Source organism: Sphingopyxis sp. (genome assembly GCF_019459305.1).
GTDB lineage: Bacteria > Pseudomonadota > Alphaproteobacteria > Sphingomonadales > Sphingomonadaceae > Sphingopyxis.
The window spans coordinates 12,955-37,198 of sequence record NZ_JAIBES010000039.1; the positions used below are offsets into that span (position 1 = coordinate 12,955).

21 protein-coding genes are annotated in these 24,244 nt (G+C 65.2%); 1 reads left to right on the forward strand and 20 read right to left on the reverse strand.

The genetic code is table 11. The annotated features are described in order from the left end of the window. Positions 1 to 32 precede the first annotated feature (32 nt). The 19 genes from ftsZ to K0M74_RS04370 form a co-directional block, all read right to left on the reverse strand. Entirely contained in the window at positions 33 to 1,496 is a 1,464-nt protein-coding gene (ftsZ, locus tag K0M74_RS04280; RefSeq protein WP_293968434.1) for a cell division protein FtsZ, read from the reverse strand. A 153-nt stretch (positions 1,497 to 1,649) separates the two neighbouring features. Continuing rightward, positions 1,650 to 2,906, reverse strand: a complete 1,257-nt coding sequence (gene ftsA / locus K0M74_RS04285) for a cell division protein FtsA (protein WP_293968436.1) — start codon at positions 2,904 to 2,906, stop codon at positions 1,650 to 1,652. Between the two features lie 3 nt (positions 2,907 to 2,909). Further along, positions 2,910 to 3,848 carry a cell division protein FtsQ/DivIB gene (locus K0M74_RS04290; protein WP_293968438.1) on the reverse strand — a complete coding sequence of 313 codons (939 nt, stop codon included), beginning with the start codon at positions 3,846 to 3,848 and terminating at the stop codon, positions 2,910 to 2,912. Continuing rightward, a complete protein-coding gene (locus K0M74_RS04295) occupies positions 3,845 to 4,768 on the reverse strand; it encodes a D-alanine--D-alanine ligase (protein ID WP_088440305.1) in 924 nt (307 codons plus the stop codon). The genes K0M74_RS04290 and K0M74_RS04295 overlap by 4 nt, the downstream gene beginning before the upstream one ends. Next, positions 4,765 to 5,664 (reverse strand): UDP-N-acetylmuramate dehydrogenase, encoded by a 900-nt coding sequence (gene murB, locus K0M74_RS04300; RefSeq protein ID WP_293968441.1) that lies wholly within the window; start codon positions 5,662 to 5,664, stop codon positions 4,765 to 4,767. The genes K0M74_RS04295 and murB overlap by 4 nt, the downstream gene beginning before the upstream one ends. Next, positions 5,661 to 7,091: a UDP-N-acetylmuramate--L-alanine ligase gene (murC, locus tag K0M74_RS04305; RefSeq protein WP_293968493.1), complete on the reverse strand. Its 1,431-nt coding sequence runs from the start codon at positions 7,089 to 7,091 to the stop codon at positions 5,661 to 5,663. The genes murB and murC overlap by 4 nt, the downstream gene beginning before the upstream one ends. Then, positions 7,091 to 8,275 (reverse strand): undecaprenyldiphospho-muramoylpentapeptide beta-N-acetylglucosaminyltransferase, encoded by a 1,185-nt coding sequence (murG, locus tag K0M74_RS04310; RefSeq protein ID WP_293968443.1) that lies wholly within the window; start codon positions 8,273 to 8,275, stop codon positions 7,091 to 7,093. Before murG ends, murC begins: the two co-directional genes overlap by 1 nt. After that, entirely contained in the window at positions 8,272 to 9,510 is a 1,239-nt protein-coding gene (locus K0M74_RS04315) for a putative peptidoglycan glycosyltransferase FtsW (protein WP_293968445.1), read from the reverse strand. Before K0M74_RS04315 ends, murG begins: the two co-directional genes overlap by 4 nt. Continuing rightward, entirely contained in the window at positions 9,507 to 10,811 is a 1,305-nt protein-coding gene (gene murD / locus K0M74_RS04320) for a UDP-N-acetylmuramoyl-L-alanine--D-glutamate ligase (protein ID WP_293968447.1), read from the reverse strand. Before murD ends, K0M74_RS04315 begins: the two co-directional genes overlap by 4 nt. Next, the gene (gene mraY / locus K0M74_RS04325) at positions 10,808 to 11,878 is read right to left on the reverse strand and encodes a phospho-N-acetylmuramoyl-pentapeptide-transferase (protein WP_088440310.1); all 1,071 of its coding nucleotides are present in this window, start codon (positions 11,876 to 11,878) and stop codon (positions 10,808 to 10,810) included. Before mraY ends, murD begins: the two co-directional genes overlap by 4 nt. Next, a complete protein-coding gene (murF, locus tag K0M74_RS04330) occupies positions 11,878 to 13,254 on the reverse strand; it encodes a UDP-N-acetylmuramoyl-tripeptide--D-alanyl-D-alanine ligase (protein WP_293968450.1) in 1,377 nt (458 codons plus the stop codon). The genes mraY and murF overlap by 1 nt, the downstream gene beginning before the upstream one ends. After that, positions 13,251 to 14,690, reverse strand: coding sequence for a UDP-N-acetylmuramoyl-L-alanyl-D-glutamate--2,6-diaminopimelate ligase (locus K0M74_RS04335; protein WP_293968452.1), 1,440 nt, complete (start codon positions 14,688 to 14,690; stop codon positions 13,251 to 13,253). The genes murF and K0M74_RS04335 overlap by 4 nt, the downstream gene beginning before the upstream one ends. Beyond that, positions 14,690 to 16,384 (reverse strand): penicillin-binding protein 2, encoded by a 1,695-nt coding sequence (locus K0M74_RS04340; RefSeq protein WP_293968454.1) that lies wholly within the window; start codon positions 16,382 to 16,384, stop codon positions 14,690 to 14,692. The genes K0M74_RS04335 and K0M74_RS04340 overlap by 1 nt, the downstream gene beginning before the upstream one ends. Continuing rightward, positions 16,381 to 16,974: a hypothetical protein gene (locus K0M74_RS04345; protein ID WP_293968456.1), complete on the reverse strand. Its 594-nt coding sequence runs from the start codon at positions 16,972 to 16,974 to the stop codon at positions 16,381 to 16,383. The genes K0M74_RS04340 and K0M74_RS04345 overlap by 4 nt, the downstream gene beginning before the upstream one ends. Continuing rightward, entirely contained in the window at positions 16,968 to 17,948 is a 981-nt protein-coding gene (gene rsmH, locus K0M74_RS04350) for a 16S rRNA (cytosine(1402)-N(4))-methyltransferase RsmH (RefSeq protein ID WP_293968458.1), read from the reverse strand. Before rsmH ends, K0M74_RS04345 begins: the two co-directional genes overlap by 7 nt. Then, positions 17,945 to 18,445 (reverse strand): division/cell wall cluster transcriptional repressor MraZ, encoded by a 501-nt coding sequence (locus tag K0M74_RS04355; protein WP_293968460.1) that lies wholly within the window; start codon positions 18,443 to 18,445, stop codon positions 17,945 to 17,947. Before K0M74_RS04355 ends, rsmH begins: the two co-directional genes overlap by 4 nt. A 274-nt stretch (positions 18,446 to 18,719) precedes the next feature. Then, a complete protein-coding gene (locus tag K0M74_RS04360) occupies positions 18,720 to 19,883 on the reverse strand; it encodes a hypothetical protein (protein WP_293968462.1) in 1,164 nt (387 codons plus the stop codon). Continuing rightward, positions 19,880 to 20,269, reverse strand: a complete 390-nt coding sequence (locus K0M74_RS04365; protein WP_293968464.1) for a hypothetical protein — start codon at positions 20,267 to 20,269, stop codon at positions 19,880 to 19,882. The genes K0M74_RS04360 and K0M74_RS04365 overlap by 4 nt, the downstream gene beginning before the upstream one ends. Continuing rightward, positions 20,266 to 21,246, reverse strand: coding sequence for a cysteine synthase A (locus K0M74_RS04370; RefSeq protein ID WP_293968466.1), 981 nt, complete (start codon positions 21,244 to 21,246; stop codon positions 20,266 to 20,268). The genes K0M74_RS04365 and K0M74_RS04370 overlap by 4 nt, the downstream gene beginning before the upstream one ends. 197 nt (positions 21,247 to 21,443) lie before the next feature. Between K0M74_RS04370 and K0M74_RS04375 the strand changes: the two genes are divergently transcribed. Then, complete coding sequence (locus tag K0M74_RS04375) at positions 21,444 to 23,555, forward strand: TonB-dependent receptor (RefSeq protein WP_293968468.1); 2,112 nt, start codon at positions 21,444 to 21,446, stop codon at positions 23,553 to 23,555. Positions 23,556 to 23,689: 134 nt separating this feature from the next. Here the strand turns inward: K0M74_RS04375 and K0M74_RS04380 are convergent, their stop codons facing one another. Continuing rightward, positions 23,690 to 24,229 carry a hypothetical protein gene (locus K0M74_RS04380; RefSeq protein ID WP_293968470.1) on the reverse strand — a complete coding sequence of 180 codons (540 nt, stop codon included), beginning with the start codon at positions 24,227 to 24,229 and terminating at the stop codon, positions 23,690 to 23,692. Between the last annotated feature and the right edge of the window lie 15 nt (positions 24,230 to 24,244).

Below are 24,244 nucleotides of genomic sequence, written 5' to 3' on the forward strand. Positions count from 1 at the left end.
CCGTGCCCTGCAGGCAGCCGTTTACAGCCCCGTTACTGGTTGTTCTGACGCCCCAGGAAACGTGGGATGTCGACACCCTCTTCCTTATCAGCCGCCTCACCCTCGGGCGGAGTGGCTCCACGCGACAGGCGCGACATGCGCTCGAACAAGGTACCACCGCCGATCGAGCGGGCGGGCGATTCTTCACCAGCCGCCGCATCGATGGCCGATGCCGGCACCGTGCGATAGTCGCTTACGGGTGCCTCAGGAGCATCGAGGACAAGTTCGTCGGACGTATCGTCATAGCTCGCGGCGACCTGTGACAATTCCATCGGCTCTTCACCGACCGCAGGCGCTTCGGCTTCAACCGTTTCGCTCAACGAAAAGCCGGGCGACGGTTCATGCGCGTCATCGACGGGAACTTCTGCAACCACCTCTTCTTCGACGACCGGTTCAAAGGCTTCTTCGGCCACCGGCGCAGTGGTCGCGGCGCGCGCCGGGGCAAAGGAGAAGCTGCGCGTCGCGGGCGAGGCCTGCGCTGCCATTGAGCCGCTGCTATCGATGCCGGTCGCAACCACCGACACGCGGATCTTGCCGTCGAGGCTGTCGTTGAACGCGCTGCCCCAGATGATGTTGGCGTCGGGATCGACCAACTCGCGGATATGGTTCGCGGCCTCGTCGACCTCCATCAGGCGCATGTCCTCGCCGCCGGTAATCGAGATGATGACACCCTTGGCGCCCGCCATCGACACGCCGTCGAGCAGCGGGTTGGCAATGGCTTTCTGCGCAGCTTCGAGCGCACGGCCGTCGCCTTCGGCTTCGCCGGTGCCCATCATCGCTTTGCCCATTTCGCGCATCACGCTGCGTACGTCGGCAAAATCCAAGTTGATAAGGCCGGGCATGACCATCAGGTCGGTGATCCCGCGCACGCCCTGTTGCAGCACTTCATCCGCCATGGTGAAGGCTTCTTTGAAGGTCGTGTTCGGATTGGCAACCAGGAACAAATTCTGGTTCGGAATGACGATCAGCGTGTCGACATGCTCCTGCAGCTCGGTAATGCCCGAGTCCGCAGAACGCATCCGGCGCTGGCCTTCAAAGGTGAAGGGCTTGGTCACGACACCGACGGTCAGGATGCCGCGGTCACGCGCCGCCTTGGCGATCACAGGCGCCGCACCGGTACCGGTACCGCCGCCCATGCCCGCGGCGATGAAGCACATATGCGCGCCGTTCAGCGCTTCTTCGACCTGCGCGATGCTTTCCTCGGCCGCCGCGCGGCCAACCTCGGGCCGCGAACCAGCGCCCAACCCCTGGGTAATCTGGGTCCCCAGTTGGATGCGCCGCTCAGCGGGCGACGCGTTCAGCGCCTGCGCGTCGGTGTTCGCAACGATGAAGTCGACCCCCTCGACCCGCGCCGCAATCATGTTCGCGATGGCATTGCCACCCGCGCCGCCGACGCCGATTACCGCGATCCGCGGCTTCAGCTCGTCGACCTGCGGTGGGCCAATATTGATGCTCATCAAAAAGTCTCCCTGCAGCGGCGGACAGGTGCCGCTTCCCCAACCTTGCGACCCAAACGAGCGGGTGTCCCGCCGCCCGGTTTTCTTACCCCGCATTGCACTATTGTGACCGGGGAATCACCCAAAAAATTAACCTTTTTTCGCGTTTCACCGCTAAAAACTGCTTTTTAGGGCCGCCATCAACCGATGCAGGATCGAAGTGCTCGCCGGACGATAGACATCCTGCGACATCATAGGGAGATCGCGCAGGTCGACCGGGTCCGACGCGGCATACAGAACCAGACCGGCGAGCGTCGCGAAAGCGGGGCCGCTGTGCGCATCGGGCAGACCGTGCAGCCCGCGCGGTCGCCCGACACGCGCAGCGCGCCCGAGCGCGCTCTGGGTGTAATCGGCGATGCCTTTCAGGTCGGCTCCGCCGCCGACGAGCACGACCTGACGCCCGATCGGGCCGACGAAATGCAGGTCTTTCAGCGTCCTGCCAATCTCTCCCATCATCGCGTCGAGGCGTTGACGGATCACTGTCACCAACTGCGCGCGGGTGATACGCGGGGCATCGCCGATTGTCGGCGCGCCGGGTTCCAGCTCGATAATCTCGTTATTGTCGCGCGGGCTGGCCGAGGCCGAGCCGTAAAAGCTCTGGAGCCGCTGCGCCTGACTGCGCCGGATGCCAAAGGCCGAGGCAATGTCGTCGGTGATGTCGCTGGCGCCAAAAGGCAGCGACGCCATTTCAACCAGCATGCCACCGGCATAGAGCGAAACCGTCGTCACCGCCGCGCCGAGTTCAACTAGCGCGACGCCGAGGTCGCGTTCTTCGTCCGACAGGCACGCCAGCCCCGCCGCGATCGGTGACGCGACCACCGCATTCACGTCAAGATGCGCCTGCCGCACCGCCGCCTCCAGGTTCCGCACCGGGGCGCCGTCGGCCATGATGATATGGATATCGACCCCTAGCCGGTCGGCGTGGAGTCCGATCGGGTTCTTGACCCCAGTCAGCCCGTCGAGCGTGTAGAGCGCGGGCTGCGCGTGGAGGATCATCCGCCCTTCGGGATCGATCCCGGCACGACCCGCGGCGAGCAGGTCGTCGATGTCTTCTTTCTCGATGCGGTGGCCGCCAAGCTCGCTTTCGATCGGCGCCACATCGCTGAGCAACCCGCCCGCCGAGAAACTGACCCAGACGTCATCGATATTGAGCCCGGCGATGCGCTCGGCCTGCTCGATCGCCTCGCGCACGATATGCTCGGTCTGCTCCATGTCGGCGACATAGCCGCGCTGGACCCCGCGGCTTTCGCGTTGCCCGGTGCCGAGCACGTGCAACTGGCCGTCGGCGGTCTGTCCCGCGATCAGCGCGCACACCTTCCACGACCCGACATCGAGCGCGGTGATGATCTTTTCGATGCGCGGCGGCGCCATGCCCTATCCCTCGTTCGACGCGGTGGTCGCGACCGCATCGACCGCGGCGCGTACGTCGTCGAGCTTTGCGGGCGCCACCTGCCCCTCATGCGGCAGGCGTAGCACGAACCGCGCCGGATCGCGCATGTCGAAACGCAGGATGCCGCGCCCGAGCAAGCGGTTGGCGCCATCCAGATGCGCAAACTTGGCGAGCGCGGCCTTTGCCGCAACTTCACCTTCGGGGAGCGATAGCGTTTCACCGCTCCGGAAACGCAAATCCCAGCGGCGGTTGCCGACCCAGGTCGCGCCCGCGAGCAATTCTTTCAACGAGCTCGCCTCGGCCAGCAAGCGGTCGAGATCCTGCGAGCGCTGGTTCGCCTTGGGGCCGATAACCAACGGCAGGTCGGGCATCGTCGCGACGGTCACCGACTCAAGCACCACGCCCTTTTCGTCGATCAACGACAGGCGATTATTATGCTGCCAGATCGCCGCCGGGGTGCGCTCGACGATGTCGACGACCAACGTATCGGGCAGCCGCCGCGACACGCGCGCATCCTTGATCCAGCCATAGCGCATCAAATCGCCGCGCACGCCGTCGAGGTCGACCGCCGCCATCGAGCGGTCCTTTTGCGCCAGCGCAATGTCGTAAACTTTCAGCCGGTCAATACGATCGGCCCCAACGACCTCGACCTTCTTGACCTGAAACCCAGCGCGGCCGACCGCCTGCGCATATTCCTCATCCATCTTGGCGGTGACCCCGGTGGCGTGGGCGGCAAGGCCCGCGACCGCGAACAGGCTGAGCCCGATTGTCCAGTTGGCGACTTTCTGCAGCCGCTGCGGGCTGATCGGCAGCGCGTTGATGATCGCGTTGAGCCGCGACGTCTGCACCTTGCGGCGCTTCTTCGGCGTCCGTGCTGGTCGGCGTGGCGGCGAGCTGCCGCGTTTGATCCGCGTGTTACTCATAACGCTTCCCCCACGATGCGTTCGACCAGTTCGGCATAATCCATGCCGACCGCGCGCCCCTGTTCGGGCACGAGGCTGAGCGGCGTCATCCCCGGCTGGGTGTTGACTTCGAGCAGATAGATGCCCGCCAGCCCATGTTCGTCGTCCCAGCGAAAATCGGAGCGCGAGGCGCCCTTGCAGCCGAGCAGGCGATGCGATTGCAGCGCCAGGTCCATCATCCGCTGCGCGACGTCAGCGGGGACATCGGCGGGGCAGACATGCTCGGTCAGTCCGTCGGTATATTTGGCGTCATAATCGTAGAAACCCGACTTGACGCGCAGCTCGGTCACCGCGAGCGCCTGATCGCCAAGCACCGCAACGGTCAGCTCGCGCCCCTTGATAAAAGGTTCGGCGAGCAGGCGGTCGAATTCCTGCCACGGACCGACGGCCTCGCGCGCGATCGGGTTGCCGTAATTGCTGTCGTCCTTGACGATCGCGACCCCGACCGACGAGCCCTCGTTGACGGGCTTCAGCACATAGGGGCGCGGCAAGGGGTCGATGGAATAAAGGCTCTCGCTGTCGACCATGGTCCCCGTCGGCATCGGAATACCATGCGGCACCAGCGCCTGCTTCGTCAATTCCTTGTCGATGGCGATCACTGAGGTGACGAGCCCGCTGTGGGTATATTTGAGCCCCATCAGGTCGAGCATGCCCTGCACCGTACCGTCTTCGCCCGGAACACCATGCAGCGCATTGAATACGACGTCGGGTTTCGCCTCGGCCAGCCGCTGCGCCACGTCGCGATCCATGTCGATGCGCGTGACCTTGTGCCCGCGGCTTTCGAGCGCGTCGGCAACGCCGTTGCCGCTCATCAGCGACACTTCGCGCTCAGCCGACCAGCCGCCCATCAGGACGGCGACATGCCACGGTCCCCGGCTCATTCGGGCTTACCCACGCGTTGAATCTCCCATTGCAAATCCACGCCGCTCTTGTTCTTCACGCGGCGGCGAACTTCTTCACCGAGCGCTTCGATGTCGGCGCTGGTCGCATCGCCGGTGTTGATCAAAAAATTGGTGTGCTTTTCGCTGACCTGCGCACCGCCGACCGCGAAACCACGACACCCGGCCTCGTCGACGAGCTGCCAAGCCTTGTGGCCGTCGGGGTTCTTGAAGGTCGAGCCACCGGTTTTCGAACGCAGCGGCTGCGACGCTTCGCGGCTTGCGGAGATGCGGTCCATTTCGGCCTGGATCACCGCGGGCTCGCCGGGCCGACCGCGGAAGGTCGCGCCGATAACAACTGCCCCCTCGGGCAGCTCGCTGTGGCGATAGGTGTAGCCGAGGTCGGCGAGCGACAACGTGCGGCGCTCGCCCGACCGCAGCACCACGTCGGCATCGATCAGTATGTCCTTCACCTCGCGGCCGTAGGCGCCGCCGTTCATGCGGACGAAGCCGCCAACGGTGCCCGGAATGGAGCGAAGAAACTCGAGGCCCCCTACACCGGCATCCCGTGCCGTCGAAGAGACCAGAATGCCAGAAGCGCCGCCGCCGCAGCTTAGCGTCTGCCCATCCTCAACCGCCACCTTGGCAAAGGTCTTGCCGAGCCGGACGACGACGCCCGGGAAGCCGCCGTCGCGGACGATGAGGTTCGAGCCGAGGCCGAGTGCCATCACCGGGATGGCAGGATCCAAGTCGCGAAGGAAATCCGACAGGTCACCCGCGTCCTTGGGTTCGAACAGCCAGTCGGCGGGGCCACCCGACTTGAACCAGACGAGCGGCGCCAGCGGCGCCTTCGCCGTCAACTTGCCGCGCACGACGGGAAGCGTTTCGGCGGTGCTCACGCCGCCTCCACCGCGTTCGCCAAACCCGCTGCCATCTTCGTAATATCACCCGCACCAAGGCAGATCACCATATCGCCCGCGCCCAGATCGCCCGCGGCAATGCTCGCGGCGATGGCCGAGGCCAGCGCCCCCGCATCCGCAACGACGCTCGCCTGCCGATGCCCGCGATCGCGCAAACCCGCGACCAGCGCGTATGATGACACGCCATCGATCGGCGCCTCGCCCGCGGCATAGACCGGCAGCGCCAGCACCATGTCGGCGTCGTTAAATGCCTGCTGGAAATCGTCCATATGGTCGCGCAGGCGCGTGAAGCGGTGCGGCTGAACCACGCCGACGACGCGCCCTGCCCCGACACCTTCGCGCGCCGCCGACAGCACCGCCCGGATTTCGACCGGGTGGTGGGCGTAGTCGTCGATCACCGTAACCACGCCGCCCTCGACCGCGATCTCGCCAACCTTGGTGAAGCGGCGCTTGACCCCGGCAAAGCCGTTGAAGCCCGAAACGATCTTGTCGTCACTGACCCCCATGTGGAGCGCGACCGCAATCGCAGCGAGCGAATTCTGGACATTGTGGCGGCCCGACATCGGCAAATGGATGCCCTCGATCGTCCGGCTGTTCCCGTCGCGGTCGCGCACGACGACGTCGAAGCGGTTGCCGTCAGGACCGGGCACCACATTGGTGCCGCGCACGTCGGCCTGCGCCGAGAAGCCATAGGTCACGATCCGCCGGTCGCGGATGCGCGGAATGATCGCCTGCACTTCGGGATGGTCGAGACAGAGCATCGCCGCGCCATAGAAAGGTACATTCTCGATGAACTCGACGAAGGCGTCCTTGATCGCGTCGAAGCTGCCATAATGGTCGAGATGTTCGGGATCGATGTTGGTGACGACCGCGATCGTGCCGTCGAGGCGGAGAAAGCTGCCGTCGCTCTCGTCGGCCTCGACCACCATCCAGTCGCTGGCGCCGAGGCGCGCGTTCGAGCCATAATTGTTGATGATGCCGCCGTTGATCACCGTCGGATCGATGCCGCCCGCGTCGAGTAGCGCGGCGACAAGGCTGGTCGTCGTCGTCTTGCCGTGGGTGCCAGCGATGGCGACGGTGGATTTCAGCCGCATCAACTCGGCGAGCATTTCGGCGCGGCGGACGAGCGGGATGCGGTGCGCGAGCGCTGCCTCGACCTCGGGATTGCCGCGCTTTACCGCGGTCGAGGTGACGACGACCGCGACGCCATCGACGTTCGCGGCGTCATGACCGATTGCAACCTTGATCCCGCGCTTGCGCAAGCCTTCGATGACATAGCCGTCGGCGATGTCGCTGCCCTGCACCTGATAACCCAGGTTGTGCATCACTTCGGCGATCCCCGACATGCCGATGCCGCCGATACCGATGAAATGGATGGTGCCGATGTCGGTCGCAACGCCGCGCATCATTCGCCTCCCATGCGGGCCGACGCCATGCCGCTCGCTGTGGCGCGCTGGCCCGACGGCGCACCGACGCGGATGACGTCCATCATCGGCGGCGCCGCGAGCGATTCGACCAGATCGGCCAGATCGCGGGTCGCGTCGGGCAGGCCGCAGCTCGCGGCGCGCGCGGCGGCATTTTCCAGCGCGCCAGGTTCAAGCGCCATGCGCTGGATCTGCTTGGCAAGCTCGCTTGCGGTGAATTGCGGCTGCGGGATCGACCGCGCCCCGCCCGCCTGAACCATGTCGACGACATTCCAGGTCTGGTGATTGTCCATCGCGTGCGGATAGGGAACGAAGATCGCCGGTCGCCCGGCGCAGGCCAGCTCAGCGACCGTGGATGCCCCGGCGCGCGCGATCACCAGATGCGCCCAGCGCAGCCGGTCGGGGAAATCGGCAATATAGGTCGCGCACTCGGCGGCGACCCCCATGTCGGCATATTTGCCACGCACCTCTTCCAGATCGGCCTCGCGGCATTGCTGCACCACCTGCAACCGGTCGAGCAGCGCGCGCGGCAGCATCGCGATCGCGGCGGGGACAACGTCGCTGAGCACGGTCGCGCCCAAGCTGCCGCCGACCACGAGCAGGCGAAAAATGCCGTCCTCAGTCAGCGGCGGAAAACCTTCCTCACGGATTGCGATAATATCGTCGCGCACCGGATTGCCGGTGATATGTTTCTTCAGCTCATGCCCCGCCGGGTAACGTCGGATATTGTGGTAAGCGACCGCCACCGCATCGACGCGCGGCGCCATCATGCGATTGACGCGGCCGAGCACGGCATTTTGTTCGTGCAGCACGCGCGGCCGTTTCGTCGCGCCCGCCGCAAGCAGGCTGGGCAGCGACGGATAACCGCCGAAGCCGACGACGACCGCCGGGTCGAAGTCGCGGATCAAGTCGATCGCCATGCGGCGCCCTTGGCGGATCGCCAGCGCCGCTTTTATCCAGCCGACCGGACCGCCCGTGACACGCCCCGCGGGCAGCACATGCGTTTCAAGCTCATGCGGCGCGCCAGGAATTTTCAGGCCGCGGTCATCGCTGACCAGCGCGACGCGGTGACCACGCGCAATCAGTTCGCCCGCAAGGGCATAGGCGGGCAGCATATGTCCCCCCGTCCCACCGGCGGCGAGCAGATAGTGGCGCGTTGCAGTCATTTCTTGTTCCAGTTGCGGGTCATCGACACCCGCGCCGCATAGGGGTTTCGCCGGGTCAGCGACAAGAGCAAACCCATGCCGATCGACAGCGCGATGAACGACGAACCACCATAGCTGATGAATGGCAATGTCATGCCTTTCGACGGGAATATCTGCGTATTAACCGCCATGTTGATCACCGCCTGCCCGCCGAATTGCGCGATCAGCGCCGCGACCGCGAGGATCAGGAAACTATCCTCCTCGTCGAGCAGGCGCACCAGCACCCGCACGATGATCGCGAGATAGAGTATCGCGATCGCGATGCACGCGATCATCCCGAATTCTTCGCCGATGACCGAGAAGATATAATCGGTGTGCGCTTCGGGCAGCTGGAATTTCGCCAACCCTGCGCCCGGACCGGTGCCGATCAGCCCGCCTGCGGTCAGGGTCGCATGGGCCTTGTCGACCTGAAAACTGTCACCCTCGGCGAACAGCCAGATATTGATGCGCTGCTGCGCCACCGGATAGAAGAAATAAGCGAGGATGATGCCGACGACCCCGGTCGCCGCGAGCATCCCCATGATCCGCATCGACAGCCCAGCGACCAGCACCAGCACCAGCCAGGTCGCGGCGAAGATGACGGTCTGGCCGAGATCGGGTTGGCCCATCAGCAACACCGCGATCACCCCGGTCAACACAAAGCTGAGCGGGACGACCGGCAGGGTCTGATCGTGCAAACGGAGCGACAATATCCACGCGAGGGACACGGCGAAGAAGGGCTTGAGGAACTCCGACGGCTGCAACCGGAAAATTCCGCTGCCGATCCAGCGCTGCGCGCCGTTCACCGTGGTGCCCAACAACGGCACGAGGAACAGCAGGACTAGAAAGATGATCGTGCCGTAAATCGCGAAACGCCGCGCCTGCGCCTTGGGCAGCATCGACACACCCAGCATCACCGGCACCCCGACGATCACCCACATCAGCTGGCGATAGAAATAATAAAGCGGATCAAGCGACGCCGTGCTGGTCGACAATTTCTGCGCCGCCACCGGTGACGCTGCGGCGACCGCGACCAACCCGATTGCGACCAGCATCGACACCAGCAGCAGCAGGACGCGGTCGATTTCCCAGAACCACAGGCCCAGCGGGGTGCGGTCGGCGCGGCTGAGCCGCGGGCCGCGGCGCTTGACGGTGCGCGTCGCCGCGATCACCGGCCGTTCGGTCGTGGCGTCCATATTGTCCAATCCCCCGCTCATGTCCCAAGCGCCTGCACAAGTCCGCGAAAGACATCGCCGCGCTGCTCAAAATCCTTGAACTGGTCGAACGACGCGCAGGCGGGCGACAGCAGCACGATGTCGCCGGCCTTTGCCGCCGCCGCCGCATGCGCAACCGCCGTCGCCATATCGCCGGAATAATCGACCGGAACCGCATCGCCTATCTCGGCGGCAAAAGATTCCATCGCAGCGCCGATCAGATACGCCTGCTTGACATGGCCGAGCCACGGGCGGCACGACGCCAGCCCGTCGCCTTTCGCCTGCCCGCCGACAATCCAGTGCAAACGCTGGTCCGGCGCCGGCGGAAAGGCCGCCAGCGCCGGTGCAGCGGAAGCCGCGTTGGTCGCCTTGCTGTCATTGAACCAGCGGACACCAGCGACTTCGCCGACCAATTCCATGCGATGCGGCAGCGACGTGTAGGTCGCGAGGCCGCGCTCAATCTGTTCGTCGTTCAATCCCAGCACCCGGCACACGGCAATTGCGCAGACGGCGTTCTGCGCATTGTGCGGGCCTTGCAGCGCGGGCCAGCGGTGCTGGTCGACCGGATCGATGTCCTGGCCCGACACGCGGTGCAGCCGATGATTGATCCGGCTCGCGATCATCTTCGACGGATCGTCATCGATCGCAACGATCGCGACCTGATCGCGGCGCTGCAAGCCGAACAGCCGCGCCTTCGACGCAGCATAGCCGGTAAAGCCGTCATAGCGGTCGAGGTGATCGGGGCTGAGATTCGTAAGAACCGCGACGTCGCACGCCAAGCTGTGCGACAGGTCGATCTGGTAGCTCGACAATTCAAGCACATAGACCCCGCCCTCGGGCAGCGGGTCGCGCGACAGGATCGGCAGCCCGATATTGCCTCCCATCAACGACGGGACCCCCGCGCTCTCCAGCATATGGTGGATCAGCGCAGTGACAGTCGACTTGCCGTTGGTCCCGGTGATCCCGACGACCTTGTGCGGCGGCAGGTCGCCCCGCGCCTCGGCAAACAGCTCGACGTCGCCGATCACCGGCACATGCGCCTCACGCGCATGGGCCGCGATCGGGTGGCGATTGAGTGGCACGCCCGGCGAGACGACGACCCCGGCGAAACCGATCAGGTCGATGTCGAGCGGATTGCCAATGTCGGCGCCCAGCGCCATCGCATCGTCGCACGCCTCCTCGCGGTCGTCCCAGGCGGTGACCCCGGCGCCGCTGGCGACGAGAGCCTCGACCGTCGCGAGCCCCGAGCGCGCCAGCCCCAGCACCGCATAGCGGCGTCCGGCAAAGGCGCGCGAGGTGATCACCGCAGTTTCAAGGTCGCGAGTCCCGCGAGCGCAAGGACGATCGACACGATCCAGAAACGGATAACCACGGTCGATTCGGGCCAGCCCAATTGTTCGAAATGATGGTGGATCGGCGCCATGCGGAACACCCGCTTGCCGGTGCGCTTGTACCAGAACACCTGGATGATCACCGACAAGGCCTCGACCACGAACAGCCCGCCGATCAGCACCAGCACCAGTTCGTGCTGCGCGGTCACCGCGATCGTCGCCAGCGCGCCGCCGAGTGCGAGGCTACCGGTATCGCCCATGAACACCGCCGCGGGCGGGGCGTTGAACCACAGGAAGGCCAGACAGGCGCCGATGATCGCGGCGGCGAAGATGGCGAGCTCACCCGCCCCCGCGACGTGCGGAATGCCCAGATATTCAGCGAACTTCGCGTTGCCCGACAGGTAAACGATGATCAGCATGGCCATGCTGGCGATGATCACCGGGAAGGTCGCGAGACCATCCAGCCCGTCGGTCAGGTTCACCGCGTTGCCAAAGCCGACGATCAGCACCATCGCAAACACATAATAGAGCGGCCCGAGTTCGAGCACGATACCGCTGAAAAACGGCAGATACAGGTCGGTGCCGGTGCGCGACACGATCAGGAACACCGCCACGCCCGCGATCAAAAACTCGATCAACAGCCGCACCCGCCCCGGAATACCGCGGTGGCTGGCCTTGGTGACCTTGTCGAGATCGTCGAGGAAACCGACCGCCGCGAACCCGCCGGTCACAAAAATACACGCCCATACAAAGCGGTTCGACAGGTCCATCCACAGCAGCGCCGAGATCATCAGCGAGATGAGGATCATCAGCCCGCCCATTGTCGGCGTGCCTTTTTTTGCAAGGTGGCTTTGTGGCCCGTCCTCGCGGATCGGCTGGCCCTTTCCTTGCCGCATACGCAGCATCAGGATGAAGCGAGGCCCGATCCACAGCCCGATGATCAGCGCGGTCGCAACCGCGGCGCCCGAGCGGAAGCTCAGATAGCGAATTAGGTTGAGAACCCCCGGAAAGCCGAGCCATTCCGCCAGCCAGTAAAGCATCAAAATTCCCCGTTGGTCAGCGCGGTCACCAGATGCGACAGGCCGACGCTGTTCGACCCCTTGATCAGCACCGTATCGCCGGGAAGGATCAAGTCGCCTAGCCGCGCTCTGGCGGCCGATTGGTCGGCGACATGCGCGAAATCAATCTGACCCTCAAGCGCCTTTGCCAGCGGCGCCATCTCGTCGCCGACAAGCAGGGCGAATTGCACCCCGGCTGCGACGAGTGGAGCCGCGAGGTCGGCATGATAGGCCGCGCCGTCAGGACCAAGTTCCTTCATCGCTCCCAGAATCGCGATCCGGCGCTCGCCCGATTCGCTGCCGAGCTGGCCGATCGTCGCCGCCATCGAAGCGGGGTTGGCATTATAGCTCTCGTCGATCAGCAAAATATGCCCGCTGCCGTACGGCGCGCGGTGGCGCGCGCCGCGCCCGGCGAGCCCCGCCATTTCGGCAAAGGCCAGTCCTGCTGCGGGCAGGTCGCCGCCCACCGCCTTCACTGCCGCGAGCACTGCGAGCGAATTGGACACCCAATGCGCCCCGGCCTGCGCGATGGTGAAACACAGCAGCGCATCCTGCACCTGCGCAGTCACGAGCGATCCGCCCTTGCCATCCGAAAGCCAATCGACCGCGCGAACATCGGCATCGGCACCCAGCCCAAAGCTGATGACATGCGCGGCGTGCTGCTCGGCCTTGGCGCGCAGCCGCGCGTAGTGCGGGCTGTCGAAGGGCACGATCGCAGTGCCGCCGGGCTCCAACCCTTCGAAAATCTCGCCTTTCGCGTCGGCGATAGCTTCTTCGCTGCCGAAAAACTCCATATGCGCCGGGGCGATGGTGGTGACGATGGCGACATGCGGGCGGACCATGCGCGTCAGTTCGGCGAGTTCGCCGGCATGGTTCATTCCCATCTCGAACACCCCGAAATCGGCGGTCGAGGGCATCCGCGCCAGGCTGAGCGGTACGCCGACATGGTTGTTATAACTTTTGACCGAGCGGTGCGCCTTGCCGGGACGGAAGCGATCGAGCGCCGCAAACAATGCTTCCTTGGTCCCGGTCTTGCCCGCGGACCCGGTCACGCCGATGATCCGGCCATGGCTGCGCGCGCGCGACGCGGCGCCGAGCGCGTTCAGCGCCGCGGAACTGTCGGCGACGCGGACATGCGGGTGGTCGATGGTACTTTCGCAGACGATGCCCGACGCTCCCGCCGCAATCGCCTTGTCGATAAATTTGTGCCCGTCGGTCGCCTCGCCGCGCATTGCGACAAACAGGTCGCCTGCGGTCACCTCACGCGAATCAAACGCCACGCCGTGGACGGTAAAATCGTGGCTCGCCTCCCCGCCCGTGGCAGCAGCAATGGCGCGCGCGGTCCACAGCGGGGTCATGCCGCGCACTCGCGCGCGACGGCGACGTCGTCGAAGGGAATGACGCGCATGTCAGCGCCAGCGCCGACGATCTGCCCCTGTTCATGGCCCTTGCCCGCGATGCAGACAATGTCGTCAGCGCGCGCCTCGGCAATCGCGGCAGCAATTGCGGCACGGCGGTCGCCGATAACCTGAGCGGTCGGCGCGCCCGAAGCAATCGCGGCGCGGATCAATGCCGGATCTTCGCCGCGCGGGTTATCGTCGGTGATGATCAGCACATCGGCTTTCGCGGCGGCCACCCGGCCCATCCCGGGGCGCTTCGCCTGATCGCGGTCGCCGCCGGCGCCGAACACCAGGATCAGCCGCCCGCTCGCGTGCGGGCGCAGCGCATCGAGCGCCGCCTCGATCGCGTCGGGGGTGTGGGCATAATCGACATATACTGGCGCGCCAGCGCGGGTTATCGCGGCGCGTTCGAGCCGCCCGCGCACCGGCTGGAGCCGCGCCAGATTGGCAAGCGTCTGGCCAACCTCGCCGCCCGTCGCGATGACCAGGCCCGCCGATACCAGCGCATTGGCGACCTGATAAGCGCCGATCAGCGGCAGATCGATCTTGTGGGTCCCATCGCCCGCCGCGATGACGAGCGACTGGCCAAGCTGGGTCGGTTCGCGCGAAACAAGGCGCAGGTCGTCGCCCATCGCGCCGACGGTCATCAGCCGCACGCCGCGCGCGCGGACCGCGTCGATGACGGCGGCCGAATAGGCATCGTCGTTCCATACGACTGCCGTACCGGCCTGCTCGACCACCTCGGTAAACAGCCGCAACTTGGCGGCGAGATAGGCATCCATCGTCCCATGATAGTCGAGATGATCGTGGCTGAGGTTGGTGAACGCCGCCGCCTTGATCGGCAGCCCCTCGGTGCGATACTGTTCAAGACCATGGCTCGACGCCTCGAACGCCGCATGGCTGACACCCTCGGTCGCCAGCCCAGACATATTGCTCAGGAAGGTCACGATGTCGGGCGTGGTCAGCCCGGTCGAGGCGATGTCGTTCGACGTCGTGATGCCCAGGGTGCCGATCGACGCGGCGTAGAAGCCCGCCATCCGCCACAGCTGCCGCGTCATTTCGACGGTCGACGTCTTGCCGTTGGTCCCGGTCACTGCGACGCAGGTCGCGGGAAAACGATGAAAATAATGTGCCGCAATATGGGCAAAAGCGCGACGCGGATTGGCATCGGCCACATGCACTGCGCCGGCAACCGGCGCCTCGGGCCGCGCGACAACCGCAATCGCCCCGGCTTCGACTGCCGCCGGAATGAAATCTTCGCCGTTGAATTTTTCGCCGACAAACGCGCCGAAGATCGTCCCCGGCGCGACCTTGCGATGATCGATGGCAAGGCCGGTGACGACCGGATCGGTGCCCACCGGCCCAGCGTCCCCTATCAGCGCGGACAGGCGCATTATTCCTCTTCCCCGTTTCTCCACAGCAGCGGGGTGAGTTCGGACACGTCGACGTCGCGGCTTTCGTCAGGGAAGACGCCCAGCATCGGACCGGCGCGGGTGACGACCTTGCTCACCACCGGCGCCGCGGTCCAGCCCGCAGTACGCTGGCCCGAACTAAAGGCATTGCCCTTCGGTTCATCGATCATCACCAGCACAACGTAGCGCGGATTGTCCATCGGAAAGGCCGCGGCAAAGGTCGCGACGACCGAGCTGCGGCGATAACCGCCCGCGCCGGGCTTTTCGGCGCTGCCGGTCTTGCCCCCGACGCGGAAGCCAGGCGCTTCGGCCTTTTTGCCCGTGCCGTCGGACACGATCAGACGCAGCAGCTGGCGCATCCGGGCGCTGGTCGCGGCCTTGAACACGCGGCGGCCCTTGGGCGGCGCCTGGTCGCCGAGTTTGGTGACCGTCGCCGGACGATAAATGCCGCCGTTGACCAGCGCGGCATAAGCGCTGGCGAGATGCAGCGGGGTAACAGCAATGCCATGGCCGTACCCGGTGGTCATCGTCGTCAACCGGCCCCAGTCGCGCGGCCACAGCGGAAAGGCGCGTTCCTTGATATCGATCTGCGGGCGACCGTCGAATCCCAGGCTGCGGAACATCGCCTCCATCTTTTCGCGACCAAGTTCGTCGGAAATGCGCGCGGTGGTGATGTTCGAACTGTGGATCAAAGTCTCGGGCACATTCAGCCAGCGGTTCGACGGATGGCTGTCGCGGATCCGGAACCCGGCGATCGCCAGCGGCTGCGTCGCGTCATAGCGGCGCGCCATGCTGGTGACGGTGCCCGCGTCGATCGCAGCGGCAACGGTCAACGGCTTGAAGGTCGACCCAAGCTCATACAGATTATGCGTCATAGCATTGCGGCGCGTCGCGGGATCGCTGCCGCTCAGCTTGTTCGGGTTGAAGGTCGGCAGCGACGTCATCGCCATCACTTCGCCCGTGTGAACGTCGAGGATGATCCCCGCGCCGCCGATGGCTTCAAGGTTTGCAACCGCCGAACCCAATTCGCTTTCGAGCACCCCCTGCACGCGCGCGTCGATCGACAGGGCCAGCGGATCGCCGCGCGTCGCCTTGTCGATCAGGCGGTTGTCGAACGCGCCTTCGACCCCAGTCACGCCATGTCCCGCGGCATCGGTGAAGCCCAACACATGCGCAGCAAGCGAAAGCTGCGGATACAACCGCTCCTTTTCGCGCGGAAAATCAAACCCGACGTCGCCGATCGCATTCACCGCCGCGACCTGGTCAGGCAGCGCGCGGCGGCGGATATAAGTCGGGCGCGGTCCGCTGACCTTGGCGAGCAGCTCGGCGCGGGGCATATCGGGAAAAATCTTGTGCAGTTCGTCAGCCAGATACTGTCGGTTATTGAGCAGCTTTTCGGGAACGACGCGGATCGCGTAACCGTCGATCGTGCGCGCCAGCGGCACACCGTTGCGATCGACGATATCGGCGCGCACCGGGATGAAGGCGGCCGACGCCGACCCATTACGCGACCCGGTATCGAACAGCGCGAAATAGACCAGACGGACCGACACCAGAAAAAATGCCGCCATGAACAGCAGCATCAAGATCATCAGACGCTGCTGCGCGGTCAGCAAGATCTGCTGCCGCACCCCAGCGGTACGCACGCGCGTCGGACGGACGACCAGCGTGTTCATCGGCTGGGCTTGCCCCCTGCGGTTTCGGCGGCGGCGGCACGCTTCAGGTCGGCGAGCGTCGATTCGGCGAGCAACTGGTCCTCGATCATCTTGAGCTGCTCGCGGCGACGGGTCGGCGTCATGCGCGGCACAGCGTCGCTGCGGATGCCGGTTTCGGCCTGCGCCAGCACGACGGGCTTCGTCGCAGCGGGCTTTGCTGCAACCGGGCTTTCCTTTGGCGCTGCGGGAAGGGCGACCGGCGATACCATCGCCATCAACACCGGCGCGACCTCGTTGGCGCCGCGGGCGCGCGGCAGGCCATCCAGCGAGGCGAGCTGTCGCTCGTTGGCGAGATACTGATCGGCACCGGGCGCCGAATAACCAAAGGTGTCGGCGTTCCACTGCTCGAGCTGGCGCATCGACGCGCGCACCGCGAGTTCGGATTCGAGGTAGCGGATATTGTCGCGGCTGCGCTCAATCTCTTTTTCGATGCGCGTCAGCTCGCTGCGCGTCGCGGCGACCTTCAGCGACACGGGATAGAGCATCATGGCACAGATGAGCACGAGCAGGACCAGCCCGATGCCCTGAAGTTTGCGCGCCGCCATCAGCATGAGATCGCCTCCTTCATATTGGATTGACCCGGCCAGGCCGGGGCTGCTGTCCGCACCGCGCTGCGCAGCGTGGCCGATCGAGCGCGCGGGTTGCGCGCCTCTTCGGCCTTGCTCGGCCGCACTTTGCGCGCCGGAGTTTCGAACGTGGCGGCCCGCGCCAGAGGGATCGGCGCGGGCCGGTGACGCGAACCGGCGGCATCGCTTCCGCTCCGTTCGCGCAGAAAATTCTTCACGATCCGGTCTTCGGTGCTGTGAAAGCTGACCACCGCCAACCGGCCGCCCGGGCGCAGCAACCGTTCAGCGGCGGCCAGCCCCGCGACCAACTCGTCGAGTTCGGAATTGATGTGGATGCGGATCGCCTGAAAGCTCTTGGTCGACGGATCCTTGGGCGCGCCGGGCGGATGGCGCAGCGCCTTGCGGATCACCGTCGCCAGCTCGGCGGTACGGCTGAGCGGGCGCGCCGCGACGATCGCGCGCGCGACGCGGCGCGACTGACGCTCGTCGCCAAAGTGAAACAGCACATCGGCGATCTCGGTCTCGTCGGCGCGGTTCAGCCACTCGGCGGCGCTTTCGCCGTCCTGCGCCATCCGCATGTCGAGTGGGCCGTCTTTCTGGAACGAAAAGCCGCGCTCGCCCTGGTCGAGCTGCATCGAAGAGACGCCGATGTCGAAGGTGATGCCATCGACGGCGTCGATGCCGCGTTCGGCGAGCAACCGGTCGATTTCACCAAAGCGGCCGTGGAGCAGCGTCAGCTTGCCATCGGCTTGCTCGACCAGCACCTGTCCTTCGGCAATCGCATCGGGATCGCGGTCGCAGGCGACGACGTCGGCGCCCGCGGCGAGCATCGCGCGGGTATAGCCACCGGCACCAAAGGTCGCATCGACATGACGCTCACCCGGGGCGATGGCGAGCGCGGCGATCACTTCGTCGCGCAGGACGGGGTCGTGGCGGGGATCGCGGGAAAGATCGCTCATTTGCGCCCCTTCCCTTTGGTCACATCCCATGCCGCGGCGAGCCGCTGCAACACCGGATCGGCGTCGGCGCATTCGGCGAGCGTCGGCAGCCACCAGATTTCAAACCGGCGACCCGACCCGACAAAGGCGGTCGCACCGACGTCGCCTACGCGGTCGCGGTGGGTGAAGCCGGGCAGGAAGCGCCCGCTGTCGTCGAGCGCATAGGCATCGGTGTAGCTGAAGCGCTTCTTAAACTCGGCATCCTCGTCGAAATCGAGGTTGCGCGAACGCGCCGTATCGCGATCGCGTTCGATCTCGCCATTCAGCCGGTCATATTGATCGTGGCCATAGGCAACGAGGCAGGGCAGCTTTTCGTGGAAGCCAACCCAAAGCACGCGCTGGCCGTCCGCAGTAAGGGGCACATTGTTGCGGAACTGAGAGGGGACGGCGATGCGTCCCTTGCCATCGATCGCGGCGAAGCTGGTTCCCGCATACTGGCCGGGCGTCACAATCGCCATCGCTCTGCCCCCCCGTATGCGCCTGCGGGCAATACTTTCCTGGCCCCAGAATCGCGTGATTCCAGTTGGTTCGGTTTCGGCGGAGATTGCCCCTCTCCGATTCCTGACTATCAACTATAGAGTGGGGTGAAAAGGGGAAATTTAGGGTGAAATAGGGAATCTAGCCCCTAATCGTCGCAAAATGACCAAATAGTCGGTCGAAATGCGGTCGGCACGGATCGGCGCAGCCGCAAGACGCAGCTTCGTCAGGGCAAAATGGGGTCAAAAGGACACCTCAGTTGGCGCGGGCGCGAATCCAAAGCGGTTGCAGCACCGCGAACCCGGCACCGGGCCACAGCTGCGCCGACAGCCATTCGATCGTGTCGGCCCGCCGAAGATGGTCTGCCCCCGGCACGAGCGGCGACCAAAGGGGCGCAAACAACAGGTCGGCATCACCTACCAGCCACGCCTCGCCCGCTCCGATCCGGCATTGCGCGACGTGGCGGTCGGCGAAGCTTCGGCACGTCGGCGGCAGGCGTTCAAACGCCCCGGCGCTCGACAGGCGCAGCCGCGCGCCCTCGACATCGACCACCGACGCCGCGTTGTCATCGGTCGGTGCTGCGCCCAGCGCCACCCCCCAATGATCGAGCAGCGGGGTGAGCAAGCTGGTCACCGGCGGATTGCGCGGATCGCCGAGTGGGTGAGCCGCGGGCCAGCCCGACAGTGCATCGGCAAGCACCACCGCCTTGCCGCCACCGCGGACAAAGGCGTCAATCGCCACGAGTTCCTGCGGCGCCAGCGCGCGCGGGTGCGCAATGAGCAACGTACCGCCCGGCGGCGGTACCGAATCGACCAGACTATCGACCAGCGACACCTGCCCCATGGCCTCAAGCTGGGCCAGCGCCGGATCATCCCCTCCCCCATCGGCAATGATCGCCGCAATATCGCCGCTACCCGACCAGCGCAGAGGCAGGCCCGTCAGCATCGTCATCGTCGGAGCGCAAGACGATGCCGTTGCGGGCCGATAGAGCGCAGCGAGCAGCCCATGGCCACCCCCAAATCCGACTATCACCAGCACCGCCCCGGCGAGCCAGGGCAGGACTGTCCTTCGCGGGCGCCATTGCACCAAGCGATCGGCGACAAAAGCTGCCGCCGCGCCGGTCAGCAACGTAATTCCCAATTGTAACCAAGCCATCGATCCTGCCAGCACGGACCCAAGCAGGGCTTGTGCCACCGCCAGAAACGCCAGAGCGGCAGTCAACGTGCGCCATCGCAGCGCAGTTCTCACTCCGCGATGCCACAGCGCCAGCAGCAGCATCGGCAGCGCGATGATGGGGACCGCGAGCGCGGGATCGATCCGGCCAAGCCATGCTTGCCCGCCACCGATCCACGTCAGCAGCAGCGTCAAGACAGCAATCGAAACAGCGCGCACCAACAGGCGGCGCGACAATATCGTCACGGGGCCGATTTGCGCGCGCGCTGCAATTCGGGATCGGGCTCAAGATCAGGAACGGTTGCGGGCGACGGTGCCGCCTGCGGTACCTTCACAGGTGTCTCGGCATTTTCATCTTTCGACGATGGGGACACCGGCTGAACCCCCAGCTCTTCAAGCGCGGCGCCGCCGGTCTTAACTTCATCGCCGGGCATTTTGACCTCGGCAGAGGTCGCTGTGTCGTTCTCTGCATTTTCGCGCGCGCGGTCGCCGATCAGACCCGCCATGCCGACGAGCAACAACACCGTAAGCACCCCGGCAATACCGATCTGCAACCGCCGCATCGTGTCGTTGACCGGCGTCGGGACCACGACCTTGGGCGGCGCATTTTTGTCGATCCGCATATCGGTCATGCTGTCGCCTCCGCCAGACCTTTGCTCGCCAGCCACTCGGGGTTGTAGAGCGTCGAGAGATAGCGAAACCCGCTGTCGCACAGGATGGTTGCGATACGCTTGCCCGGGCCGAGCTCCCGCGCTAGCGCCATCGCGCCGGCGACGTTGATCCCCGACGACAGGCCCAGGCACAGCCCTTCGTCATCGAGCAGCGCCCGGACGACCGCCAGCCCCTCCGCATCTGAGATGCGGAACTGGGTGTCGATCGGCGCGCCGTCGAGGTTGGCGGTGATGCGGTTCTGGCCGATGCCTTCGGCAACGCTGCTGCCTTCGGCTTTCAATTCGCCGCACTGGTAATAATTATACAGCCCGGCGCCATGCGGATCGGTCAGCGCAATGACAATGTCGGGATTATGCGCCTTCAACCCCAGCCCCGTGCCTGCGATCGTCCCGCCCGTACCCGCCGCACAGGTGAAACCGTCGATCCGGCCGCCCATCTGCTCCCAGATCTCCTCGGCGGTCCCCATCACATGCGATTTGCGGTTGGCGATATTGTCGAACTGGTTCGCCCAGACCGCATTGTCGGTTTCCTCGGCAATGCGGCGCGAGGTGTGCACGAAATGGCCGGGGTTGGCGAACGGCGCTGGCGGCACCAGCACCAGCTCGGCGCCGAGCGCGCGGATTGTCGCCATTTTCTCGGCGCTCTGGTTGTCGGGCATGACGATGATCGTCTCATACCCCAACGCGTTGCCGACGAGCGCCAGCCCGATGCCGGTGTTGCCCGCAGTCCCCTCGACGATCGTGCCGCCCGGGCGCAGCGTGCCGTTCGCTTCGGCATCGCGGACGATGTAAAGCGCGGCGCGGTCCTTCACCGACCCGCCGGGGTTGGCATATTCGCACTTGCCCCAGATTTCGCAGCCAGTGGCTTCGCTCGGCCCCTTCAGCAACACCAGCGGGGTGTTGCCGATCAGGTCGAGGCTGTTTGCAGCAATAGTCATGCAACTGATTTAGGGGCGTGCCGGGGTGGCCGCAAGACAGCATCGCTTGGCATCAGCGAGATCGCACTTTGTCGACCAACAGCGCCGTGCTGCCGACAAACTGCCAAAAAAATTGCAGGGTCGATGCTTGCCTTAGTAACAGTATAACATTACTGACCCCGTCATATTCCCTCTGCAATGATCAGGATTTTTCGTCAATGCGTCTGCTTTCCTCCGTCGGTTTCTCCCTTGCCATCTTCCTCGCCGCCCCAGCCTTTGCGCAGGATCGTGCTGCAGGGAGCGATGACGATGTGCACACCGGCGACCCGATTATCGTCACCGCGCCCTATGTCCGCAGCCTGGACATCCTGGGCAACGTATCGGTGCTGGAGGGTGACGAGCTGGCGCGCGACATCCGCGGCCAGATCGGCGACACGCTGACCCGCCAGGCCGGCGTATCGGCGACCAGCTTTGCCCCCGGCGCGTCGCGCCCGGTGCTGCGCGGCTTTTCGGGCGAGCGGGTCCGCGTTCTGACCGACGGCATCGGGTCGATCGACGTATCGAACACCTCCGCCGACCACGCTGTTACCATCGACCCGCTAACCGTCGAGCGGATCGAAATCCTGCGCGGACCCGCGGTGCTGCTGTTCGGCAGCCAGGCGATCGGCGGCGCGGTCAACCTGTTCGACCGCCGCATCCCGCGCAAGGTGCCGGCGGACCATGTCCACATCGATGCAATCGGCGGCTATGCGACGGCAGCCAACGACCGCAATATCGGCAGCTCGATCGACGTCGCGCTGACCCCCCAGATCGTTGCGCATCTCGACGGCAGCTGGCGCAAGACCGGCGATGCGCGGTCGGGCGGCTTTGTCTATGCCCCCGGTATCCGCGATGACTTGCTCCACTTGGCCGAGCATGAAGTCGAAGAAGGGCACCTCGACGAAGCCGCTGAACTGACCGCCGACGCCAACCGCCGCGGCAAGATTCCCAACACCGCCAGCGAAACCTGGACCGCCGCGGGCGGCCTGTCGCTGATCAACGACGGCGGGCAGCTGGGCATTTCGGTCAGCTATTACGACAGCAAATATGGTGTTCCCAGCCGCCCGGGCACCGAGCATCACGAGGAAGGTGAAGAAGAGGAAGGCCACGACCATGGCGAAGCGCCCGTCACCATCGGCCTGAAGCAATGGCGTGCTGACCTGCGCGGCGAGGTCGAAATGGGCGACGGTTTCTTCGACAAGCTGCGCATCCGCGCCGGGTTCGCCGACTATGAACATACCGAATTTGAGGGCGACGAGGTCGGCACCGTCTTCACCAACCAGGGCGTTGAGGGTCGGCTCGAGCTGGCGCAGAACGACCGCGGCGGCTGGCGCGGCGCCAGCGGTATCCAGTACAGCCACCGCGATTTCAACGCGATCGGCGCCGAAGCCTTTGTCCCGCGCAACCTGACCGACCAGTTCGCGCTGTTTACCCTGCAGGAATGGACGCTGGGTTCGCTCGGCGTCGAAGCCGCGGCGCGCTATGAAACAACCGATGTCCGCGCCCCGGCGCTCGGCATCGCGCGCAGTTTCGGCACCTTATCGGGTGCCTTGGGCGCGAATTACGACATCAGCAACAGCGCGAAGATCGGCCTGTCGGTCGCTCGCGCCGTCCGCGCCCCGTCGGCCGAAGAGCTCTTCTCGAACGGGCCACACATCGCGACGCAATCGTTCGAGGTCGGCGACGTCAATCTGAAGCGCGAAGCCAGCTGGGGTGCCGAAGCGTCGTTCAAGGTGAAGACCGAAGCGTTCAGCCTTAGCCTGACCGGCTATTCCAACTGGTTCGACAATTTCATCTATTCCGAAGCCACCGGCGGGGAAGAAGATGAGCTGCCCGTCTTCCAATATTTCCAGCGCGACGCCCGCGTCTGGGGTTTCGAGGCCGAGGCGAGCGCCCGGCTGGCGCAGATCGGCGGTTTCAACATTGTCGGCGATGTCGTTGCCGACATGACGCGCGCCAAGATCAAGGGCGGCGACCATGTCCCGCGCATCCCGGCGATGCGCGTGCTCGGCGGGCTTGAAGCGCAGGGCGAGCGCATCGACGCGCGCGCCGAGGTCGAATGGACCGACGACCAGACCCGCATCGCGCCGTTCGAAACGGCGACCAAGGGCTTCACGCTGGTGAACGCCTCGATCAGCTGGCGGCCGCTGCCCGACACCAAGAACCTGACGCTGTCGCTAGCGGCGAACAATATCTTCGATATCGAGGCGCGGCGCCACGCCAGCTTTACCAAGGATTATGTGCCGCTGATCGGCCGCGATATCCGGATTACCGCGCGGGCGAGTTTCTGAGCGCTAAGCTTAAAATAGCACCGTCATTGCGAGGAGCGAAGCGACGCGGCAATCCAGAGTAGGGTAAACCGCCCTGGATTGCTTCGCTTCGCTCGCAATGACGAGTCTCGCGGGAGCGATCTTCCAATCGATCGTCAAAACGGCAATTGTTTCCGCTTGTTCCAGTAAATCGATGTCGCCGCCGCATAGGCGCCGACCTTTTCCCACGCCGCTTCGTCGACCTTTTCAATATCGACGCCATTGTCGATATAGGCCTGGACGATCGCCATGATCTGATCTTCCGTCATGTCGCTCGACAAGTCGGGGTTCGCGCCTGCCGGGCCGAAACCGAGCGCCTTATCGACGATCGCCGACGGCAGGTTGAGCTTGGCGATGTCACCGACCAGCCACTCGCGCGAGATGCGCGCGAGGCTGTAATCGAAATACGCGGCCTTCTGCGCTTCGGCGATGCCATGCTTCGTCACGCAGCCCTCGGTAATCGTCGCAAGTTGCTTGAACAGGACTTCGCGTGAGGCATCGTCGCCCGCGCCTGCCATCGCCGCACCGATCGACGCCTTGATGTCGGCAGCGACCGCCGACACAGCGCAATCGAACTTCTCGCCTTCCTGCGCCGCGGCCCCGGCGGGTAGCGCCGCGATTGCCAAGGCAGCGCTCGCGATCAAACCCTTCAGCATCCCGATATTCCCTTC

Coding starts and splice junctions, on each gene's coding strand:
- ftsA (WP_293968436.1), bottom strand. CDS start 2,906: ATGGCGCCGCCGCGCATCGAAAAGATCATCACCGCGCTCGATGTCGGG.
- K0M74_RS04340 (WP_293968454.1), bottom strand. CDS start 16,384: ATGAACACGCTGGTCGTCCGTCCGACGCGCGTGCGTACCGCTGGGGTG.
- K0M74_RS04370 (WP_293968466.1), bottom strand. CDS start 21,246: ATGACTATTGCTGCAAACAGCCTCGACCTGATCGGCAACACCCCGCTG.
- murC (WP_293968493.1), bottom strand. CDS start 7,091: ATGCGCGGCGTTGCGACCGACATCGGCACCATCCATTTCATCGGTATC.
- K0M74_RS04375 (WP_293968468.1), top strand. CDS start 21,444: ATGCGTCTGCTTTCCTCCGTCGGTTTCTCCCTTGCCATCTTCCTCGCC.
- ftsZ (WP_293968434.1), bottom strand. CDS start 1,496: ATGAGCATCAATATTGGCCCACCGCAGGTCGACGAGCTGAAGCCGCGG.
- K0M74_RS04380 (WP_293968470.1), bottom strand. CDS start 24,229: ATGCTGAAGGGTTTGATCGCGAGCGCTGCCTTGGCAATCGCGGCGCTA.
- K0M74_RS04345 (WP_293968456.1), bottom strand. CDS start 16,974: ATGCTGATGGCGGCGCGCAAACTTCAGGGCATCGGGCTGGTCCTGCTC.
- K0M74_RS04365 (WP_293968464.1), bottom strand. CDS start 20,269: ATGACCGATATGCGGATCGACAAAAATGCGCCGCCCAAGGTCGTGGTC.
- K0M74_RS04355 (WP_293968460.1), bottom strand. CDS start 18,445: ATGGCGATTGTGACGCCCGGCCAGTATGCGGGAACCAGCTTCGCCGCG.
- mraY (WP_088440310.1), bottom strand. CDS start 11,878: ATGCTTTACTGGCTGGCGGAATGGCTCGGCTTTCCGGGGGTTCTCAAC.
- K0M74_RS04290 (WP_293968438.1), bottom strand. CDS start 3,848: ATGAGTAACACGCGGATCAAACGCGGCAGCTCGCCGCCACGCCGACCA.
- rsmH (WP_293968458.1), bottom strand. CDS start 17,948: ATGAGCGATCTTTCCCGCGATCCCCGCCACGACCCCGTCCTGCGCGAC.
- K0M74_RS04295 (WP_088440305.1), bottom strand. CDS start 4,768: ATGAGCCGGGGACCGTGGCATGTCGCCGTCCTGATGGGCGGCTGGTCG.
- murF (WP_293968450.1), bottom strand. CDS start 13,254: ATGACCCCGCTGTGGACCGCGCGCGCCATTGCTGCTGCCACGGGCGGG.
- murG (WP_293968443.1), bottom strand. CDS start 8,275: ATGACTGCAACGCGCCACTATCTGCTCGCCGCCGGTGGGACGGGGGGA.
- K0M74_RS04315 (WP_293968445.1), bottom strand. CDS start 9,510: ATGAGCGGGGGATTGGACAATATGGACGCCACGACCGAACGGCCGGTG.
- K0M74_RS04335 (WP_293968452.1), bottom strand. CDS start 14,690: ATGCGCCTGTCCGCGCTGATAGGGGACGCTGGGCCGGTGGGCACCGAT.